Here is an 18,498-nt window from a genome sequence, read left to right as displayed (position 1 = left end):
CTTATTTCCTACTAATCCTTTTTCTAAAAAAATATGTAGACAAATACAATAGCAATAAAGCTTTGTTATGATTTCAATAATTATTTAAGCAGGTTGGTTGAAGAAGGAATTTTCACATTTTCATTCTAATATATCTATAAAAAGACTATAGATGGAGGGCAATTTATGGCGTTAGTTTCAATCTATACTGTTGGTAGGCTAAATCACCCCTATGACCACCCAGCCTCTCGTGAATTTTATCAAGTGGGAAATGAAGTATACCGTCAGGCAACTAAATCAGGACTTATAGAGACTTTTTCACCTGAAGGAGTCCCTTTCCCTGAAGAAACCGTTAAGGGAAAGGGTTCTCCTATTCTTACGCTAACAGTATGGAGAAATCTTCAATCCTTATATCGCTTTACCTATTCCGGACAGCATATACAAGCATTACGAGATAGAAGCAAATGGATCGAGCCATATCCAGAGAAACATCTTTCTTATGTAGTTTGGTGGACAGAAAAGGTGAAGGATGTCTCATGGGAGGAGGCATTTAAGAGATACAACTATTATATTCAGCATGGTCCAACTTCTTTTGCATTTGATTTTAAGCATACATTTGATGAAAAAGGGGAAAGGTTCTTGATTAAGTAGCAAGGGCCCACTCTGGAGGGAATAGTGAAGTATTACACTTAAACTATCAAGGTGCGTTAGTTGAACAACAAAAAAGTTGTTGTGGTAAATGAGGTCATTTGTTGTAAAAAAGGATAGATGAAAACAGATATTCTTCCTGTTCATCTATCCTTTTTTAGACCTATAAAATGTCTGACATTATATTCAGTTAATTAATTCATAACAATTTTAAATATTTTTTGATTTTCAATAAAATCTTAGTGAGCTTTTTCTAATGCCAATTTAATGCCAAATCCAATTAATACTGCACCTGTTAATCCTTCTATAACAGCTTTCGTCGTTGGCTTTTTCATAAATGCGCTAATTTTATCCAATAAGTAAACATAGAACACAAACCAAAATCCTGTTAATGCAGTATAAATGAGCCCCATTATAAGAAACGGCATAAATGTACCGCTCTTGCCATCTACAAACTGAGGTAAAAATGTTAGAAAAAATACTGCCACCTTTGGGTTTGTAACGTTCGTTAAGAAGCCTTGTTTAAAGCATGATTGCTCCGAATATTTGTGGTCGATTTGGGTTTCGTCTTGTACAACTGGAGGCTGTGTCCGTATTGCTCGTAATGCCCATAAGGTTTTGACACCTAAATAGCATAAATAAACCGCGCCGACGTATTTTAAAATGGTAAATACATATGCTGACTTTACAATAATCGCGGAAAGTCCAATAACCGCTGCAAAAGTATGGATCAATAATCCACAGCACGAACCGAGTAAAGTCTGTAAGCCTCCCTTTCTGCTTACGGTAAGTGTATTTTTTGTTGCGATTGCCGTATCCGGGCCAGGCAAAATAATTAATAAAATGCACATTAATAAAAAGAAAGATATGTCCACCACTTTAACAACCTCCTCTTAGTCAGAAAATTATAAAAATAATTCTAACATAATTAAGGCTACACAAAAAGACGTAAAGAAAATTTATCCAATGTATTTATAATTGACATATAACCTTAAGGTGTTATATATTCATAACACCTTAAGGTTATATTTTTATAAAGGAGTTCATTTTAATGACAGAAAAACTAGAGAATATTGTTAAAACAGTTACACTTAATGCACCGATTGAAAAAGTATGGGAAACGGTAACGGATGCTGAAAAGATTGCTTCTTGGCTTATGCCAAATGATTTTAAGCCAGTTGAAGGTCATGAATTTACAATACAATCACCATTTGGTCCTTCACCATGTCGAGTAGAACAAGTAGATGCTCCACATTTTGTTCGTTTTGCATGGGATACAGATGGATGGTTTGTCACTTTTGAACTGAAAGAAATTGATGGGCAAACTGAATTCACGTTAACACATGGTGGCTGGAAAGAAGCTACACATATCATTCCTAAAGCTAACATGCCTGCTGAAGCTATTCGAAAAATCATGGCTGACGGCTGGACAAAAATCGTCGATCAAAAATTTAAAGAAGTTGTGGAATCACAATGACACAGCTTGCTGTAAAAAATGATGTTTTTCAAGCTATCGCTGATCCGACAAGACGTCATGTCCTACAGCTACTTGCCTCAAGTGATAAACCCATCTCACTGATTTCCGAGAATTTTTCTATAAGCCGAACTGCTGTCGTAAAGCATTTGAAGATTTTAGAACAGGCTGAGTTAGTTTCTGCTCAGAAAAAGGGCCGAGAAAAAATTTACACATTACATGCCGAAAAACTAAAAGAAATTGAAGACTGGCTACAGTACTTTGATTTATTTTGGGATAATAAATTGGCAAAATTACAAAGTATTTTCGAAGAATAATCAATAATGCCTCGGCATTATTGCGTCCCGAATCAGCTTTGTGCTTAGGCCTGCGTGATGCAGGTCACTCAGTCGTCGCCACAGGACGTGGCGTTCTTAGACTGAGTTCCTCTATTCCAGCGGGTGTTTTGACACCCGCTAAAAGAAGTTAAAATGGCAAGGAGCTGTCCCACTATTAGGACAGCTCCTCGTTTAATAAAGATAAAATAATCCACCATTAATAATTTCTATTTTAATTTTTGTATCGTATTGTTCCTCTAACGCCTTCATTTCAATGTCATAGCATTCCGGCTTCTCTTCTTCTTCCTCATAAAAATAATCAAGTACTCGCTGATCATGCTGCCATCGTTTTTTTGCTTCTGTAGCCCATGAATGGTCATCACGTTCAATAATCTTTTCAATAGTAGCATGTAATCTTTCGAGTGCTCTAAGAGGCTTAATGATATATTGTACATGAAAAGCATTGTCTGCTGGAACAGTGTCAAATTCAGATGTACATATCGTCTCTTGAAAATCCTCTTTTATTATCCCCGTTAGCAAGTTTATACCAAATGAATAGAGCGTTTCTTTCGTTCGATCGCAGCAATACGACACTTTAAAATTAACACCAAGCCAAGGAGTTAAGATAACTTGCCCTATCTCGTTATCCACCTTTTCAAAAAGCTGAACATAAGCCCCTAGCTCCCTTGTTGCTTGAAAAAGCTGGTTCATTCTCGGAGAACCGAAATGAATAGCTTCGCCATAAAGACCCCCTGTTGATGCTGTTTGATTTGTAATAAAAGTTACTTGGGCTGGATTGCCCTCACTATTAGTAGCCTCCACGTATTGCCAATAAAAAGGCCGATTCATTATTCTTTTATCAATATCAACGGTTAATTGTACAGTAAGATAATGATGGTCTTCTCCTAAAATACGGCAATCATTTTCATTAAAAAATTGGCGTAAATAACTATGAACTTGCTGTGGATACATGGTCCTTCTCCCTTACACTATACAGATTCTTTAAAGTTAGATAGAATCGCATCTAAATCGCCTACTACCTTTTCGAACACATCAATTTTCGTATGAAGTAATGCTAATATTTTCTCTTCAATCGTATTGGCAATAGCTAGATTATAAATATGAACATCATGCTCCTGCCCTAATCGATGTACACGACCAATTCGCTGCTCTAGCTTCATGGGGTTCCAGGGCAAATCATAGTTAATGACATGATGGCAAAATTGAAGGTTAATCCCCTCGCCACCTGCCTCTGTCGCGATTAGAACCTGTGCCCTTTCCTTAAAAAGATGCTTCATATAATCACGTTTGCTTTTATTATATTTACCGTTGAACAGGACACTCGTAATACCGTTAGAATGTAAATACCATTGCAAGTAAATTTGAGTAGCTCTATACTCTGTAAAAATAATCACTTTATCCTTAGCCTGTTCGATTATTTCAAGGGTCTTTTTCGCCTTTGAATTCACTTCTAAGGCCATTAATTTTGCTAGTATTTCTTCAATTTCTTGTGGTTGCGCATTGTCTTCAAGCATTTTAGATAATGTTAAACCTGTTGCTTCCTTGCTACTACACATTTCCTTCTGCAATGTAATCATCGAAAAAGAGGCAGTATTTTGAAGCGTTCCGAGCAGATTATAAACTTCCTCTTCTTCCTTCGTGAATTGAATCGGAATAATTTGAACACGTCGTTTTGTCCAATCAATACCTGTGTCCTCTCTCCTATTCCTCACCATCACCTGATTCACTAATTCCTTTAAATAATCATCATGCTCTAAATCATGCTTACTCGCCGAGAATGCAGATTGAAATGTATCATAATTGCCAAGATGGCCAGGCTTAAGTAAAGAAATAAGATAAAATAATTCAAAGACATCGTTTTGAATCGGTGTAGCCGTTAATAATAAACAAAACTTTTTCTTTAAACTTTGTACGAATTCATAAATTTGTGTTTTATGATTTTTGAGTTTATGAGCCTCGTCAATAATAATCATGTCGTAATCCTGCTCATAAATACGCTCTTTGTGAGGACTTTTCTTTGCCGTATCCATACTCATAATAAGGACATCATGACGCTCAATCTGAACATTTTTTTTATAAGCTACTGCCGGAATGTGGAACTTTATATTTAATTCTTCAACCCACTGATTAATAAGAGATGCTGGAGCTAATATTAATGCTTTTTTAACGAGGCCTCGAATCAAATATTCTTTTAAAACTAAACCTGCTTCAATTGTTTTACCAAGACCTACTTCATCAGCTAAAATTGCTTTACCATTCATACGTTCAATAACTGTCTCTGCTGCTTCCAACTGGTGCTTAAGCGGTTTTAAATTTGGTAAATACTTTGTCGCCTGTAAACCTGTGAAATCAGGAATTAACTTCATTTTCACAATTTCATAATTCATCTTGTACAATGTCCAACTATCCCATTTTTCAGGTTCATTCAATTTATTGATAAAGCCTTCTTCCCATTCGGACGACCTTTCTATTTTCATGATCAACACCTCATGCCATTATTTCTAGTTTAGGTTGTCCAAAAAAGAGAAAGCTATGTTAAGTTTTTGCGAAAGAAAAATTAAATAATTTAAGTTTACTCCTGCAAAGCTAGTAGTTGATTTCCGTTCCGGCTGAGCGCTTTGTTGCTGTCGCTTCGCTTTCGCGCAGAGCAAAGCTTCCTAGGAGCGTCCGATGAGCCGCTAATCCCCAAGGAGTTGCCAAGCTCCCACTCCAATCAACTTACATTTTTTCCACAAAGTTCTATCGCATATACTCCATGATTACCGCGTCTATAATATTCTTACTATGCAAATCCAATCCCTGTTTAAAAATTAAACATATAGTACCCTTAATTTTGTGCAATTTAAAAGGATAATGGTATTAATATAGTCTTTTTATTTTCTTACTTTTTTCATACAATTAAGAGGTATTACTTTCCAAAAATTACGTTTATAGAAGAACGGGATTAAGCCCTTTAATAGGGCTTACATATACTAGGAGGTTACTATGGAAATTCTTGAAGCTTTAACAATGTCAATACCTTACATGCATTTAGCTATGAAAGGCGAGTCCATGATTGGATTAGTAGATAAAGAGAGTGAGACTATTATTGCTTATTTACCTGGGAAACGGATAGATTCTGGTTATAAGATTGGACAAAAACTTCTCCCACAGGATGCAATTTTACATCTTCCACTTAAAGGAATAAGCACTGATGAACCTGTACCAAAAGAATTTTATGGTGTGGAGTTTAACGCATTTTCTTTTCCCGTTCGTGAAAATGGGCATATCGTAGGTGCGCTAGCCTTTGGAATACCTATTGACCACTCTCTCCAAATGGAGAAATATATTACTACTATGAATGACATTATCCAAAACCTACAGGATAAAGTACATACAATTGCCTCTCATTCGGAGGAGCTAGCTGCAACTAGCGAGGAAATTAATAAACAAACACAATTTGCTTTAGAGGATGCTGAAAAGACAAATGGTATTACCGATTTAATAAAAAATATTTCGCGTCAAACCAATTTACTCGGATTAAATGCATCGATTGAGGCAGCACGAGCAGGTCAGCATGGTGCCGGATTTAATATAGTCGCACAAGAAGTTCGCAAGCTTTCTACTGAAACAACTACTGCTACTGATAACATTGAATCCTCGCTTCGAAGCATCAATCATAATCTTGAGAATTTAAAGCAAAACATGACTCAAATAAATGGTGCTACAAACGAACAGGCACAACTAGTTCAGGACTTTAGTGAAATTATTGATGAGCTTAATGCACTTAGTATGGAAATGAAGGGTTTTATGTCTAAAGAAATGAAATAAAGGCATATATCAACGGAAAAATCCGCCTCGCTTTCTGTGGTCAATCCAGAACCACATAAGTCTGTGCGGATTTTTTTCATTTGGGCACTTTTCGAAATAATTACTGAAACACAACGAAACAAATCCCAAAAAATTACAAAATATATGATATGATTACTTTTTGGTACACTATTGAAAAAAGCAAAAATGAGGTCTACATGAAAAGGAAAATATTTATTTTACACGAGATTTATGGCGTCAACGATTTTATAAAAATGCAAGCTGAAGCATACAGTAACGCCAACACTACTGTTGAGTGCATTTCTTTATATTCAGACAATAGAGTATTTCCATATGAACAAGAACAGGAAGCCTATGAGTATTTCATAAACGAAGTTGGCTTTGATGCTCCTCTCGATAAACTAACTGAAAAAATATTGGAAGCTAAAACACATTATGATGAAGTGCTGATAATCGGATTTAGTGTAGGTGCAACTTTAGCTTGGAGACTATCAACGCTACCATTACAAGGTATCGTTTGCGTCTACGGTTCACGCATTCGCCAATACTTGGATGTAATCCCCTCTTGTCCGACACTCGTTATTTTACCAGGTCATGAGAAAAGTTTTAATGTCCATGAATTAAAAGAAACACTCGATGCATTCCCATCTGTTCATACGAGACAATATCTAGGTCAGCATGGTTTTATGGATATCCATAATTCAAACTATTGTTATGCGAGCTATTCACATGTACAAGCTGAAATCTTGCAATTTTTAGAAAATAAACCAGGTCAAGGAGAACTACATAATGAACCAAAATGAAAGCATAATTATTGACCCTTATATAGAAGGAGGGAATGTAATTTATCCAAACTTTCACCTATCTATGCAGCCTGGTATTATTATAGGCATCCATACTGACGTGTCAAAAATACATACATTAATACAGTGGTTTTCGAAGCAAAGCAATACGTATACACATTTTCGTGAAAATGCCTTGTATGAGCGACTGACGGTTCGAGAATATATCAATTTTTGCTTAAAGCTTTTCAATGCTTCTTCTGAAAAGGTAGAGAATCTATTAAAATTATTTGCTTTAGTGGAGCAAAAAAGCATTAAAATCAGCAAGCTTTCAAATGGAGAAAAGCAACGCTTAAAATTGATTCATACATATCTTAATCAGGCACCGATACAAGTTTTAGAAGAACCATTCCAAAATATAGATGAGTTCTCCAAACAAAAAGTCATTCAGTTATTGGATGTCCTTCAAAAGCAAAATAAAACAGTCATTTTACTATCCAACAATTTTGAGGATTTAATAATTTCGAGTACAGAAATACATAGACTGGATGCAATGGGCTTACATGCATTAGATGTGAAAGAAGATGAGACAGAACCAGCTTCTCCCTCTCTTGAAAGTGCACCTATTCGACTTGATAAAATACCTACAAAGAAGAACGATAAAATCATTTTATTTAATCCTCCCGAAATCGATTATATCGAAAGTGTTGAGGGTGTTGTTTCGCTATATGTTGCAGGTGAAACTTATCCATGTACATTATCATTAAACGACCTTGAGCAAAAATTGACACCGTTCGGTTTCTTTAGAAGTCATCGCTCTTATATCGTTAACTTACAAAAGGTACGGGAAATCATTACGTGGACTCGCAATAGCTACAGCCTAGCCCTAAACAGCAATGAAAAGACCATAGTACCTTTGTCGAAAAATAAACTCGCAGATTTAAAGGAAATACTCGGAATTTAGTAGATTTCCCAGGAAATAAACGACTCCTGTCAGCTGAAATATTTCTCCGCTAATAGTCATTTTACTGCCTTTCACCTGTAACTTAATGTTGTTATCTTCATTGTCCCTTATAGTTGAGACATCAACAACAACACAGGGAGGTTTTCAAATGAACGCAGTGATCGATGTTCAGCATTTGAAAAAAACATTTAATAAGGAAGCAGCATTAAAGGATGTTTCATTTACCATTCAAAAAGGAGAAATATTCGGCTTTCTTGGACCTAGTGGTTCTGGAAAAACGACTACTATTAAAATATTAACAGCACAAACTGAAAAAACTGCAGGCGATGTTTTACTATTTGGTCGCCCAGCAAGTGAGATGAAACAAAGCAACAATCGTAAACGCTTCGGTATTTTAACAGATAATAGTGGACTATATACGCGACTTTCAATCGAGGAGAATTTAATACTATATAGTAATTTATATCAATTACCTAAATCAGCTGTAAAAGAGGCATTGGATTTTGTTAATTTATACGGTGATCGTAAAAAGAAAATTAGTCAGCTTTCTAAAGGAATGATGCAACGTGTTACGCTGGCACGTGCCATCATGCATAAGCCAGAATTATTATTTTTAGATGAACCAACTTCTGCACTCGACCCTGTTAATACACAGCATATTTATAATGGCTTGCGTAAATTAAACGAGATGGGTACGACAATATTTTTAACAACACATGATATGAGTGAAGCCGAAATACTTTGTGATCGTGTAGCCTTCTTACATAAAGGTAAAATTCGAGCAATTGGTGCGCCAAAGGATTTGAAAAAAGAGTTTGGCGATGAATCTATTACAGTCGAATTAAAAAACGGTGCTTGCGAAGTCATTCAAAACGGAGAACAGGATGCTGAAAAACTGTATCATTGGATGCAATCTAACGAAGTTTCTCGCATTTATACAAACGAGCCAACACTAGGTAATATTTTTATGCAAATAACAGGGAGTGATTTAGTATGAACCTTTCAATGACACGTATTCAAGCTATTTTAATGAAGGATTATAAGGAATTTTCACGTAACTATGCGGTATCCATTATGGTACTTATGCCACTTGCTTTGGCATTTTTATATAATAAATCAGGTGCTAATACTATCAACACCTATTTCCTTGCAATTAATATGGCATTTACTCTGGTGACTGCCTATGTACAATGCTGTCTAATTGCAGAGGAGAAAGAAAAAAACACGCTTCGTAGTCTAATGCTTTCCCCTGCTTCACTTGGCGATATATTAATTGGTAAAAGCTTGTTCGTCTTTATCCTTACAATGGTAATTGTAGCATTGACTATTTTCATTGTTGGCTATAGCCCAGCTAATCTTTTCATCTTAGCTATTGCTTTAATACTTTCGACTGTGTTCTATATTGCAATAGGAACATTGTGTGGATTATTCGCCAAAACAGTTATGGAAGGATCTCTTATCATTCTACCTGTTATCCTTATTTTCGGGTTTGGCTCTTTTGCCCTAGCATTATCGTCTGCCTTTCCTATTTTAAAAATTGCAGAGTGGTTACCAAGTTCTCAATTGGCGCAATTAGCAGAGGTTCTAGAAGGTACATACACAACAATGGACGTCATTATTCCAATAGCTACTATCATCGCATGGTCAATAGTAACTTGGATTGTAGTAGGATATATTTATAAAAAAAGAATGGTCGACTAATTAATAAGCTATTTTTAAGCTGAACTAATTTTGATATTAGTCCAGCTTTTATTTATGTTTATAGATATATTTTGATTATATTTAATAAAAGTATAGTATCTACTATCCGTTATTCAACTAACGGTGCAGGTTAATTTTAGAAGAACTTTGGTTTTCCTTCTTCTGTAAAGGTATGTTTTTAGTTAAACCCATTTTTATCCAGATAATTAATTATATGCTTTTTGTTAGTATTGTTCATGTAATAAACAAGGAGTTGACTAACAAGTTTGATTGCAATAATAATGATGTCATTGATGATATTGGTTGGATTTCTATCAATGTATTCTGCAATATACTCAAAAAATAAAGATCTAGAAATGTTATTTATTATGGGTGCGACAGATTTAATCTTGGTAGTAGTTAATTTAGTATTCAATCTTTCTCCAATATGGTTTAAAAGAATATTACTATTTGTATTTGGGTTATTTTGGTCAAGTTTATTCTTATTTTTCTTTATTACAGGGAGATATTAGAATATAAAACTAACTAATACAGTTTCGCAAAGATTGAATTGCATATGCAGCTCTTTTTTATTTATTAAACCAACATTTTAGTTGTAAGAGGAAAAAATTACATATATAAAACAAGGCAATATATTGTTAATATTTGATAGGCAAAGTATTCCACGGAATGAAATTGGAGCGGTGGCGTTTCTCTAACAAGTGAAGACTTTTTAACTAACTGACTTTACAACAACAATCTGTTAGAAAACAGCCTTTAATAACAAAAAAGGAGCATCCAAATTGAAATTATTTTTAAATGTAACAACTTATTTAGTGACTGCTATTGCCGCATTTCTCGCATTTTTTTCTTTAGCAGTCATTTATCATGATTTAAGTGGTAATGATAATGAGTTTTACCAACTAGATATCATCTTCATGTCACCTATTACCGTGATTGTTTCGTTTATTATCTGTTATTTTTTAATTAAAAAAATAACTATCAAACCGATACTTCTTGGGACATTAATCGGGTTTTGGTTGATCAAAGTTATACAAATAGTTAACGATTCATATAACTCATATCATTACAAATCAAACGAAGATTACATACAAAACATCTTTATTCGCAACACAGTTGACCTCTATATCCCGTTAATGTCAATCCTTCTTGTGTTTTTATCTCATTTCTTATTAAAGAAATATAACAACTGGTTGCATATCAGTGGTTTTACACTTGGAGCAACTATCGGTTTCTTTACATCCTACGCAACGGTTCTCTTTATAAGATTTGTTAATAATTCATTAACTTCGTACCATTATTTCAATAACAAAGAACTAATGATAGTTATCGTAGGAACTGCTATTTTCACAATTTTAGGAAGTATTATCGGGCTCAAGAAATTTAATCAGACACAAGAGATGTAATTTATCTCTTCATAACTAGAACTCGAAGTGATGAAATGAAAATTTTTTTCCGTATCAGAACGACTTGTTCATTTTGTCGAAACTTGTAGTTTAACTATAAAGATCATTGAGTTGCATATGCAGCTCTTTTTTCTTATTGTACTAACGGTGCAGATTAGTTTAATAAAGACTGATAATAAATAGATTGCCATGTATAAAAATCTAAGGGAGAGATACATATGGAAAACTTTGAAGATCTTTTGCCAAGACATAAGTTTGATAATGATAGAGTAGAATTGATTAAAAAAATGGATAGAGATAAAATATTGCCTTTACTGCCTAACCTCCTCGAATGGATTCAAGATATGAATTGGCCAGTGGCACCAAACGTATTAGAATTACTTTTAACTTTTCCAGAAGAAATTGTCCCACATGTGCAAGATGTTTTATCTTCCGATGATGAAAACTGGAAGTGGTTTGTTTTACACTTTTTAGTTATCAAATTACCAGCAGAGTCAAGAGTTCAGTTTAAAGAGTATTTAACAAGAGTGGCTGAAACACCAACACAAAATGAACTCGCTGAAGAACTTGATGAAATCGCAAAAGAGATCTTGGAAATAATCTAAAAGAATTACCCGTTCTTCAACCTTATCCACATGGCATACATTTTAATAAAATGTCATCCCTAACTTTTAGTGATAAGCTACAATATTTTCTTCATAATCACTTATCAGTAAAATCAATTAGCAATTGCTGCAAATGTTTTTTCACTTGTGGCCATTCTTGTAGAGCAATGCTGTACATCACAGTATGACGAGTCGTACCATCCTTCCGCACCATATGATTACGTAAGACCCCCTCCTTTGTTGCCCCTAAACGTTCAATTGCCTTTTGAGAACGTAAATTTTCGTGGTCTGTTTTAATTTGAACACGCTGTAGATTAAGTACCTCAAAGCAGTATTGTAATAATAAATATTTGCAATTCGTATTAATAGCAGTGCGCCAAAATGCGGTTGTAATCCATGTAGTACCTATTTCAAGCCGTTTATGCGTTTCATCAATATCCATAAACCTAGTCGAACCGATGATTTTTCCGGATTTTTTATCCACAATTACAAACGGAAACTCAGTTTTCTCATGTTTTTTTTCTAATGCCTTGTCCACAAAGTTATTCATATCGACCATCTTCTCAACAGTTGTGGACATATGTGGCCAAATCTCTGGATAACTACCTGCCTCCAATAATCCTTGTGTGTCCTCTTGTTCTAATGGCTTCAGTAATACTACCTCATTTTCTAATGCTATAAAATTCATTTTTCTTCACTCCTTTTTTAATATTTAACGGTATTTTTGATATGATGGATAGAACCAATTTTCAAAAAATACACCGTACCAGGAGGTGCAATGTTTTGGAGTTATCGATTTCATTTACTGGAGATACATCGAAATACGTGCAAATTTACGAAGAATTAAAACAAGCAATATTAAGGAAACAACTACTGGCCCATGAGCAATTACCTTCTAAAAGAACCCTTGCTAAAACGCTTGATGTAAGTGTCCATACGATTAAGGAAGCTTATGAACAATTGCTAGCTGAAGGCTATATCTATAGTAAGGAACGCTCTGGCTATTTTATAGCTCCCTTTGAATTTGAATGGGGACAGCAGCAAAAACATCACATATCCACAGCTATAACATCAACTACATACAATATAAAATTTGATTTTAATAACGGACATGTGGATAAGGAAGCTTTTCCACTTTCGATCTGGCATAAGCTGTTGAAAAAGCACTTCAATGTGGATAATTTAACGACAAGTCCTTGGCAAGGAGAATCTATATTGCGGACTGAAATCGCTCGCTATGTTGAACGCTCAAGAGGAGTTACTTGTGAAGCCTCACAGGTGTTTGTTTATAGTGGTACACAAAATCAGCTTCAGGCTCTCTGTCACTTTTTTGACCAAAAATCACATGTTGGCTTAGAGGAGCCTGGCTTTAAAAGAGTACGTGCAACATTGCAACAATGTGGATTAACAACTCATGCTATTCCTGTTGATAACTTAGGGGTAACAATACCGAAAGAATCCATCCACATGTTATACACAACACCAGCACACCAGTTTCCGCTAGGAATGGTTATGCCTGTTGAACGGCGTGCAGAACTTCTGCAATGGGCTACTTCTGATAAGGCATATATTATTGAGGATGACTATGACTCAGAATTTCGTTATAAGGGGCTCCCTATCCCCTCCTTAGCAAAAATGGATCAACTGCAACGCGTTATTTATTTCGGAACCTTTTCTAAAACACTTATTCCATCGTTGCGCATTAGTTATATGATTTTGCCTAAATCGTTAGTCGAAGAATTTATGCTTTTTAATCAGGAGCAAAAATCTGTTGTCTCAAAAATAGATCAGCTTGTGTTAGCCGATTTTATTGCTCAAGGTTTTTTCGATAAGCATTTAGCCAAAATGCGCACTATTTATCGTAAAAAGCAACAAGCTTTACTAGCAGCGATTAACGCAAATTTTTCTAAGGATTTCGAAGTTATTGGTGAAAAATCTGGGTTACATATTGTTATGAAGTTACCAAAAGGGCTTGCTGAACAGGAGGCAATTAAGCTGGCCGAGGAAGTGGGAATTAAAGTCTATCCATGTTCAACCTCCTATCAACATGGCTCTAAACACGCTAAGGTCATTATGGGCTACGGTGGGCTAACCCTTGAGCAAATCAACGAAGCCATCGCGTTACTTGCAACAGTTTGGTAATCATCCATGACAGCTTAGTTCCTATACTTTACTTCTACAAGATTAGTTTGAGGCTAAGGGGTTACTTCTTAAATTTTATGAAGACTAACGAAACCTTTATAAAAACCTCCTCGTATTATAAATAAATAGAAATATAAGGGGAAAAGACAAAATGGAGAATCTCGAGCAATTAGAAAAGCATTTACGAGAAATTCAAGCATGGGAGAAAGATCAAAAGGATTTATGGTTTTGGGAGAAATTAGGTCGCATTCCGTTTAAAATCTTAGATAAGATGACTCCTGCCTTTCTTCAAAATAAGATAGCTTTACTAGTTGATGAATTAGGGAGCTATATTCAATCAGGTGGTCAATACTTAATTAATGAACAGACTATGCTGCAGAAAATCCGTAACAATTCTTCGTTTCATAATATTTTTGCTATATCCGATATTGGACAAATCCCTTTGGAGGATATGATTGCACTAAGTGACAAACTCCAAAATGAACGCGTAAAATTAGCAACAGTACAAGGTGCTTCTACCGGCTTTGGTGGTATTTTTACACTGGCTATAGACATTCCTTTTATTTTAGGAATGGCTTTAAAAACATTGCAAGAGATTGCAATCATTCACGGCTATAACCCAAACGATAAAGTGGAACGAATTTTTATCGTTAAATGCCTCCAATTCTCCTCTGCTGATATTGTCGGCAAAGAAGCTATATTGAAGGAGCTTTCTTCTATGCATAATACGAATCATGCAGCGGAAGATATGATTTCACAACTGCAAGGCTGGCAGGAAGTATTTTTTACGTATCGTGATCAATTTGGCTGGAAAAAGCTATTTCAAATGATTCCGGTAGCTGGTATGATTTTCGGTGCCTATGCAAATAAAGGAATGATTCAGGATGTTGCTGAAGCAGGAATTATGCTCTATCGTAAGCGACGTATATATGAAAAAATCAATGAACTAGACAAGCAATAACACTTTCTATACCGAAATAAAAAAGATGAGTCTGGATTATCAGAGTCATCTTTTCATCTTTTCATCATTTAATCAATATTAACATCTACCACAACATTTTTAAGGTACTCATCAAGATTTCCTTAGCCTGCTTTTGAAAAATCCAGTATAGCGTGTATCTATACCGGGCTTGGTTATTTTATATTTTAATTAAAATTTTCCCTTGATGCTGGCGACTTTCCATTAGATCATGCGCTTTCTGCATGTCTTCTAATTTAAAGATATTAGCAATTGGTACTTGGAAGCTTTCATCCTTCAATAACGCAAACATCTCCTGTGCAACTTGTTGTAGCATTTCTGGCTTGGAAGCTCGAGTCGTTCCTAAGCTAAAGCCTTTCACATTGCGGCAGCTATTATGTAAATCAGATGTTTTAATATTCCCAGCTTTACCACCACTATTTCCAAATTGCACTAGTGTCCCATACGGAGCTAAACAATTAAAGCTCTCTTCCGTAATATTTCCTGCAATTGAATCAAAAACAATATTAACACCTTGACCATCTGTATATTCATTGACTTGAGCACTGAAATTGTCGTATGTCAGTACATGATGGGCACCTAATTCATAGGCAATCGTCGCTTTTTTCATATCGCTAACCGTGCCAATTATCTTCTTGGCGCCTAGCTTTTTCGCCATTTGAATCAGCATTGTCCCTACCCCACCAGATGCAGCATGAATTAATACGCTATCATCTGTACCAATTGGAGCGATTTGATGTGTCAAAAGATAGGATAGAAACAAAACCGTTGGTACAGCGGCCGCCTTTTCCAAAGGGACCTCATTCGGAACTTTAAAGACGAGCTGCTCTTTCGCCACCACATATTCTGCATAGGCTCCGTTTTTCGGGAATGCAATAACTTGGTCTCCCCTTTTAAAATTACTGTTCCCATCAAAGACCTCTTCAACTACACCAGCTACATCTAAACCGAGTATCATTGGGAAATTTGCTTTCGCTTTATTACCTGTTCTATTTTTAATATCAGCAAAATTCACACTCGTATATGTCGTACGTATTAATACTTCCCCTGCTGAAATAGTGGACTTTGGACACTCCACATACTTTAAAACATCAGAAGTACCAAACTCATTAATGATCACAGCCTTCATATATTTCTCCCTCCTTGTTATAGTAAGATTATAAAATAAAAAAGGAATAAATGGAGGGATTTCCATGAAAATCAAATCAATAAAAGAACAATACAACGGGATCTCATACAATTACTTTGATAGCACTAGTAATAAGGTGTGCTTTATGTTCTCTGGCACAGGTTATACGTATGAAAAACCACTTCTTTATTATTCCTCTGAGCTGATGCTAGAGCTTGGCTATGATGTAGTACAAGTATGCTATTCATTTGACCCACAGCAATTTGAGCAGGGACCAGAAGCTATTTCAGCAATGGTTTATAAAGCCGCGAATCCTATTGTGGAATATGTCTTAAGCACAAAATCTTATACAGAAGCTGTCTACATAGGGAAATCACTCGGAACATTGCCTATTACAGATTTTTATATGCAGCAGTCTTCACCTATTCCCTCTCGTTATGTACTTTTAACGCCGCTCCTGGGACTTGAACATGTTATGAAAAATTTGCTTGAAAAGCAGGCATTTCTAGCAATCGGTACAGCTGATCCTCACTACTCAAAAGAAAGCTTAGAACTACTTTCTTCACATGAGCTTGCTATTGTAGAAAATGCTAACCATTCTCTTGAAATAACAAATCATACCGTTGAGTCAGTCATCATTTGTCAGTCACTATTAAAAGAGCTTAAAGCTTATCTTCAATAAGAATGTCGGAACCTTTTCCATAGTTTATTGGAATATTTCTGAAATTTAACACTTTACTGAAATTATTAACATATGCTACACTAGCAAAAATACATTGAAGAGAAAAGTAAATAAGGCTGTTCTTCCCAGAGAGCTCGGATTGCTGAAAACGAGTAAGAACGAATTATTGAAACAAGCCTCGGAGTAGCGCATTGGATTTCTGATTGAATGATGGTGCGACGGGAACTCCCGTTACAGAGTAACAGTATAAGCATAAGAATTTATGCCGTACTGAAAAGGCTATTATGGTGACATAATAGCGAACTAGGGTGGCACCACGTGAGTATAAATTCCACAATCTCGTCCCTAAGACAAATCGTCTTGGGGGTGGGATTTTTTTGTTTTAGTTACCTGTCATAACTACAAGGAGGAATTTATATGAGCATGAATAAATTATTAGAAGCGTGGCGTTATCCGGCTATATTATTGTTTAGTATTGGAGTATCCAGCGTTGGAAGTTGGATATATTTTATAGCTTTAAATCTTATTGTCTTAAACCTTACAGGATCAGCTATAGCTGTGTCCGGTTTGTATATCGTTAGAGCGTCATCTACACTTTTCGCCAGTTTTTGGTCAGGTAGTTTGATAGATCGTTTAAATAAAAAATATCTCATGATTGTTCTCAATCTTTTCGAATCGTTACTAATTGTCACACTACCTTTCTTCTCTACTTTGACTTGGATATACTTCATGGTCTTTGTTATCACAATGGCTAGTTCTATGTATCATCCAACTTCTATGACCTACATTACGAAATTGATACCACCTGAACAAAGAAAACGTTTTAACTCGCTTCGTAGCTTTCTTGATTCCGGCGCATTCATAACCGGTCCAGCCATTGCAGGACTGCTGTTTACGATTGGATCGCCTCATATGGCTATTTACTTAAATGCCCTCGCTTTATTTTTATCAACCTGTATTACATTAGGTATGCCTAATGTTGAAGCCAATCAACAGCTGGCTAGTAAAGCAGATGAGAAAATTTCCTACAAAGTATTATTCAATGATTGGAAGCTTGTTATAAGATTTAGCCTTAAAAATCCTTATATTATGATGATCTATATTTTATTTAGTGCAATGATTGTCATGATGACAGCGACGGATTCTTTAGAGGCTGCCTTTGCTACTCAAGTACTTTCATTATCCGAAGGTGAATACGGTGTTTTAGTGGGGATAGCAGGTGCTGGTTTATTAGTTGGTTCTTTAACGAATACAGCAATCGTTGAAAAAGTGTCGACTGCTTGGCTAATAGGAATGGGTTCATTAATAACCGCATTAGGCTATTTAACTTTCACATCCTCTTACACATTTCTTATCGCTTCTTTTGGATGCTTTATTTTGTCCTTTGCAACAGCCTTTGCCAATACGGGCTTCCATACTTTTTATCAAAACAATATTCCCGTCGATAGTATGGGGAGAATAGGAAGTATTTATGGCTTTGTAGAAGCCTTGTTCATTATTATCATAACGGCCATCTTTGGAATTGCAGCAGAAATTACATCTATTCGATATGTTATTGTACCTGCAGCCATCATCATGTTTGTAGTAGCAACGATACTGCTAATTTTAAATATTCAACCTTCAAAGGCCAGATTTTATAGAAATGTTTCTGAACTCAATGAGTAGAGGGAATTTTGATGCTATTGCTTCGCTTTTGCACACAGAAGCAATAGCGATATAAAAATCGTAGCACTTCCTATTATAAGGGGTGCTACGTAAAATATTGGGGTAAGACATCATGGTATTCTACAGTTGTATCGATAGCTCTATTTGTCGCTTCGGCATATCTATCCGTCACTTTGGCAGGGCTATCTACGATT

Annotated in this window: 19 protein-coding genes and 1 other annotated feature; of the genes, 14 read left to right on the top strand and 5 right to left on the bottom strand. The window is 35.5% G+C overall.

Translation table 11 applies throughout. From position 1 onward, the window contains the following. Positions 1-165: 165 nt before the first annotated feature. The gene (locus ACZ11_RS14505) at positions 166-630 is read left to right on the top strand and encodes a DUF3291 domain-containing protein (RefSeq protein WP_049667265.1); all 465 of its coding nucleotides are present in this window, start codon (positions 166-168) and stop codon (positions 628-630) included. Between the two features lie 236 nt (positions 631-866). Here ACZ11_RS14505 and ACZ11_RS14500 read toward each other — a convergent pair whose 3' ends face one another. Continuing rightward, a complete protein-coding gene (locus ACZ11_RS14500; protein ID WP_049667264.1) occupies positions 867-1,505 on the bottom strand; it encodes a LysE family translocator in 639 nt (212 codons plus the stop codon). Between the two features lie 173 nt (positions 1,506-1,678). Here ACZ11_RS14500 and ACZ11_RS14495 point away from each other — a divergent pair, with 173 nt between their 5' ends. Further along, positions 1,679-2,104: an SRPBCC family protein gene (locus tag ACZ11_RS14495; RefSeq protein ID WP_049667263.1), complete on the top strand. Its 426-nt coding sequence runs from the start codon at positions 1,679-1,681 to the stop codon at positions 2,102-2,104. Further along, a complete protein-coding gene (locus ACZ11_RS14490) occupies positions 2,101-2,418 on the top strand; it encodes an ArsR/SmtB family transcription factor (protein ID WP_049667262.1) in 318 nt (105 codons plus the stop codon). The genes ACZ11_RS14495 and ACZ11_RS14490 overlap by 4 nt, the downstream gene beginning before the upstream one ends. Positions 2,419-2,610: 192 nt before the next feature. Here the strand turns inward: ACZ11_RS14490 and ACZ11_RS14485 are convergent, their stop codons facing one another. Together ACZ11_RS14485 and ACZ11_RS14480 are read right to left on the bottom strand one after the other, a co-directional pair. Continuing rightward, a complete protein-coding gene (locus tag ACZ11_RS14485; RefSeq protein WP_049667261.1) occupies positions 2,611-3,390 on the bottom strand; it encodes a YqhG family protein in 780 nt (259 codons plus the stop codon). A gap of 17 nt (positions 3,391-3,407) precedes the next feature. Beyond that, positions 3,408-4,916, bottom strand: coding sequence for a DEAD/DEAH box helicase (locus ACZ11_RS14480; RefSeq protein WP_201778534.1), 1,509 nt, complete (start codon positions 4,914-4,916; stop codon positions 3,408-3,410). 508 nt (positions 4,917-5,424) lie between these two features. Between ACZ11_RS14480 and ACZ11_RS27335 the strand changes: the two genes are divergently transcribed. The 7 genes from ACZ11_RS27335 to ACZ11_RS14440 all read left to right on the top strand — a co-directional run bounded on the left by ACZ11_RS27335 (position 5,425) and on the right by ACZ11_RS14440 (position 11,707). Further along, complete coding sequence (locus ACZ11_RS27335) at positions 5,425-6,249, top strand: methyl-accepting chemotaxis protein (protein ID WP_049667259.1); 825 nt, start codon at positions 5,425-5,427, stop codon at positions 6,247-6,249. 197 nt (positions 6,250-6,446) lie between these two features. Then, positions 6,447-7,052: a dienelactone hydrolase family protein gene (locus ACZ11_RS14470; protein ID WP_082172814.1), complete on the top strand. Its 606-nt coding sequence runs from the start codon at positions 6,447-6,449 to the stop codon at positions 7,050-7,052. After that, positions 7,039-7,995, top strand: a complete 957-nt coding sequence (locus ACZ11_RS14465) for a LytTR family transcriptional regulator DNA-binding domain-containing protein (protein ID WP_049667257.1) — start codon at positions 7,039-7,041, stop codon at positions 7,993-7,995. The genes ACZ11_RS14470 and ACZ11_RS14465 overlap by 14 nt, the downstream gene beginning before the upstream one ends. A gap of 148 nt (positions 7,996-8,143) precedes the next feature. Further along, positions 8,144-8,992 carry an ABC transporter ATP-binding protein gene (locus ACZ11_RS14460; protein ID WP_049667256.1) on the top strand — a complete coding sequence of 283 codons (849 nt, stop codon included), beginning with the start codon at positions 8,144-8,146 and terminating at the stop codon, positions 8,990-8,992. After that, positions 8,989-9,696, top strand: a complete 708-nt coding sequence (locus ACZ11_RS14455; RefSeq protein ID WP_049667255.1) for an ABC transporter permease — start codon at positions 8,989-8,991, stop codon at positions 9,694-9,696. The genes ACZ11_RS14460 and ACZ11_RS14455 overlap by 4 nt, the downstream gene beginning before the upstream one ends. 782 nt (positions 9,697-10,478) lie before the next feature. Further along, positions 10,479-11,102: a hypothetical protein gene (locus ACZ11_RS14445; protein ID WP_049667253.1), complete on the top strand. Its 624-nt coding sequence runs from the start codon at positions 10,479-10,481 to the stop codon at positions 11,100-11,102. A 218-nt stretch (positions 11,103-11,320) separates the two neighbouring features. After that, a complete protein-coding gene (locus ACZ11_RS14440; protein ID WP_049667252.1) occupies positions 11,321-11,707 on the top strand; it encodes a DUF5071 domain-containing protein in 387 nt (128 codons plus the stop codon). A gap of 97 nt (positions 11,708-11,804) precedes the next feature. On the opposite strand, the gene ACZ11_RS14435 is transcribed toward ACZ11_RS14440, so the two are convergent. Further along, on the bottom strand, positions 11,805-12,395 hold the full coding sequence (locus tag ACZ11_RS14435) for a GNAT family N-acetyltransferase (protein ID WP_049667251.1): 591 nt from the start codon (positions 12,393-12,395) through the stop codon (positions 11,805-11,807). A gap of 95 nt (positions 12,396-12,490) precedes the next feature. On the opposite strand from ACZ11_RS14435, the gene pdxR reads away from it, so the two are divergent. Then, positions 12,491-13,849, top strand: a complete 1,359-nt coding sequence (gene pdxR / locus ACZ11_RS14430; protein ID WP_049667250.1) for a MocR-like pyridoxine biosynthesis transcription factor PdxR — start codon at positions 12,491-12,493, stop codon at positions 13,847-13,849. Positions 13,850-14,000: 151 nt separating this feature from the next. After that, complete coding sequence (locus ACZ11_RS14425; RefSeq protein WP_049667249.1) at positions 14,001-14,810, top strand: EcsC family protein; 810 nt, start codon at positions 14,001-14,003, stop codon at positions 14,808-14,810. 178 nt (positions 14,811-14,988) lie between these two features. On the opposite strand, the gene ACZ11_RS14420 is transcribed toward ACZ11_RS14425, so the two are convergent. Further along, positions 14,989-15,957 (bottom strand): quinone oxidoreductase family protein, encoded by a 969-nt coding sequence (locus ACZ11_RS14420; protein WP_049667248.1) that lies wholly within the window; start codon positions 15,955-15,957, stop codon positions 14,989-14,991. A gap of 64 nt (positions 15,958-16,021) precedes the next feature. Between ACZ11_RS14420 and ACZ11_RS14415 the strand changes: the two genes are divergently transcribed. After that, positions 16,022-16,639, top strand: a complete 618-nt coding sequence (locus ACZ11_RS14415; protein WP_049667247.1) for a hypothetical protein — start codon at positions 16,022-16,024, stop codon at positions 16,637-16,639. Between the two features lie 85 nt (positions 16,640-16,724). Then, positions 16,725-16,989: a binding site (T-box leader), on the top strand. Positions 16,990-17,056: 67 nt separating this feature from the next. Beyond that, entirely contained in the window at positions 17,057-18,304 is a 1,248-nt protein-coding gene (locus ACZ11_RS14410) for an MFS transporter (RefSeq protein ID WP_201778533.1), read from the top strand. The last annotated feature ends 194 nt before the right edge of the window (positions 18,305-18,498 follow it).

Source organism: Lysinibacillus xylanilyticus (genome assembly GCF_001183605.1).
GTDB lineage: Bacteria > Bacillota > Bacilli > Bacillales_A > Planococcaceae > Lysinibacillus > Lysinibacillus xylanilyticus.
Note: the sequence above shows the minus strand (reverse complement) of the source record. Positions and strands in the feature narration are given on the sequence as shown.

Excerpts from the sequence above, each read along its gene's own strand:
- ACZ11_RS14505 (WP_049667265.1), top strand. The coding sequence starts at position 166 with ATGGCGTTAGTTTCAATCTATACTGTTGGTAGGCTAAATCACCCCTAT.
- ACZ11_RS14495 (WP_049667263.1), top strand. The coding sequence starts at position 1,679 with ATGACAGAAAAACTAGAGAATATTGTTAAAACAGTTACACTTAATGCA.
- ACZ11_RS14490 (WP_049667262.1), top strand. The coding sequence starts at position 2,101 with ATGACACAGCTTGCTGTAAAAAATGATGTTTTTCAAGCTATCGCTGAT.
- ACZ11_RS14485 (WP_049667261.1), bottom strand. The coding sequence starts at position 3,390 with ATGTATCCACAGCAAGTTCATAGTTATTTACGCCAATTTTTTAATGAA.
- ACZ11_RS14480 (WP_201778534.1), bottom strand. The coding sequence starts at position 4,916 with ATGAAAATAGAAAGGTCGTCCGAATGGGAAGAAGGCTTTATCAATAAA.
- ACZ11_RS27335 (WP_049667259.1), top strand. The coding sequence starts at position 5,425 with ATGGAAATTCTTGAAGCTTTAACAATGTCAATACCTTACATGCATTTA.
- ACZ11_RS14470 (WP_082172814.1), top strand. The coding sequence starts at position 6,447 with ATGAAAAGGAAAATATTTATTTTACACGAGATTTATGGCGTCAACGAT.
- ACZ11_RS14465 (WP_049667257.1), top strand. The coding sequence starts at position 7,039 with ATGAACCAAAATGAAAGCATAATTATTGACCCTTATATAGAAGGAGGG.
- ACZ11_RS14460 (WP_049667256.1), top strand. The coding sequence starts at position 8,144 with ATGAACGCAGTGATCGATGTTCAGCATTTGAAAAAAACATTTAATAAG.
- ACZ11_RS14455 (WP_049667255.1), top strand. The coding sequence starts at position 8,989 with ATGAACCTTTCAATGACACGTATTCAAGCTATTTTAATGAAGGATTAT.
- ACZ11_RS14440 (WP_049667252.1), top strand. The coding sequence starts at position 11,321 with ATGGAAAACTTTGAAGATCTTTTGCCAAGACATAAGTTTGATAATGAT.
- ACZ11_RS14435 (WP_049667251.1), bottom strand. The coding sequence starts at position 12,395 with ATGAATTTTATAGCATTAGAAAATGAGGTAGTATTACTGAAGCCATTA.
- ACZ11_RS14425 (WP_049667249.1), top strand. The coding sequence starts at position 14,001 with ATGGAGAATCTCGAGCAATTAGAAAAGCATTTACGAGAAATTCAAGCA.
- ACZ11_RS14420 (WP_049667248.1), bottom strand. The coding sequence starts at position 15,957 with ATGAAGGCTGTGATCATTAATGAGTTTGGTACTTCTGATGTTTTAAAG.
- ACZ11_RS14415 (WP_049667247.1), top strand. The coding sequence starts at position 16,022 with ATGAAAATCAAATCAATAAAAGAACAATACAACGGGATCTCATACAAT.
- ACZ11_RS14410 (WP_201778533.1), top strand. The coding sequence starts at position 17,057 with ATGAGCATGAATAAATTATTAGAAGCGTGGCGTTATCCGGCTATATTA.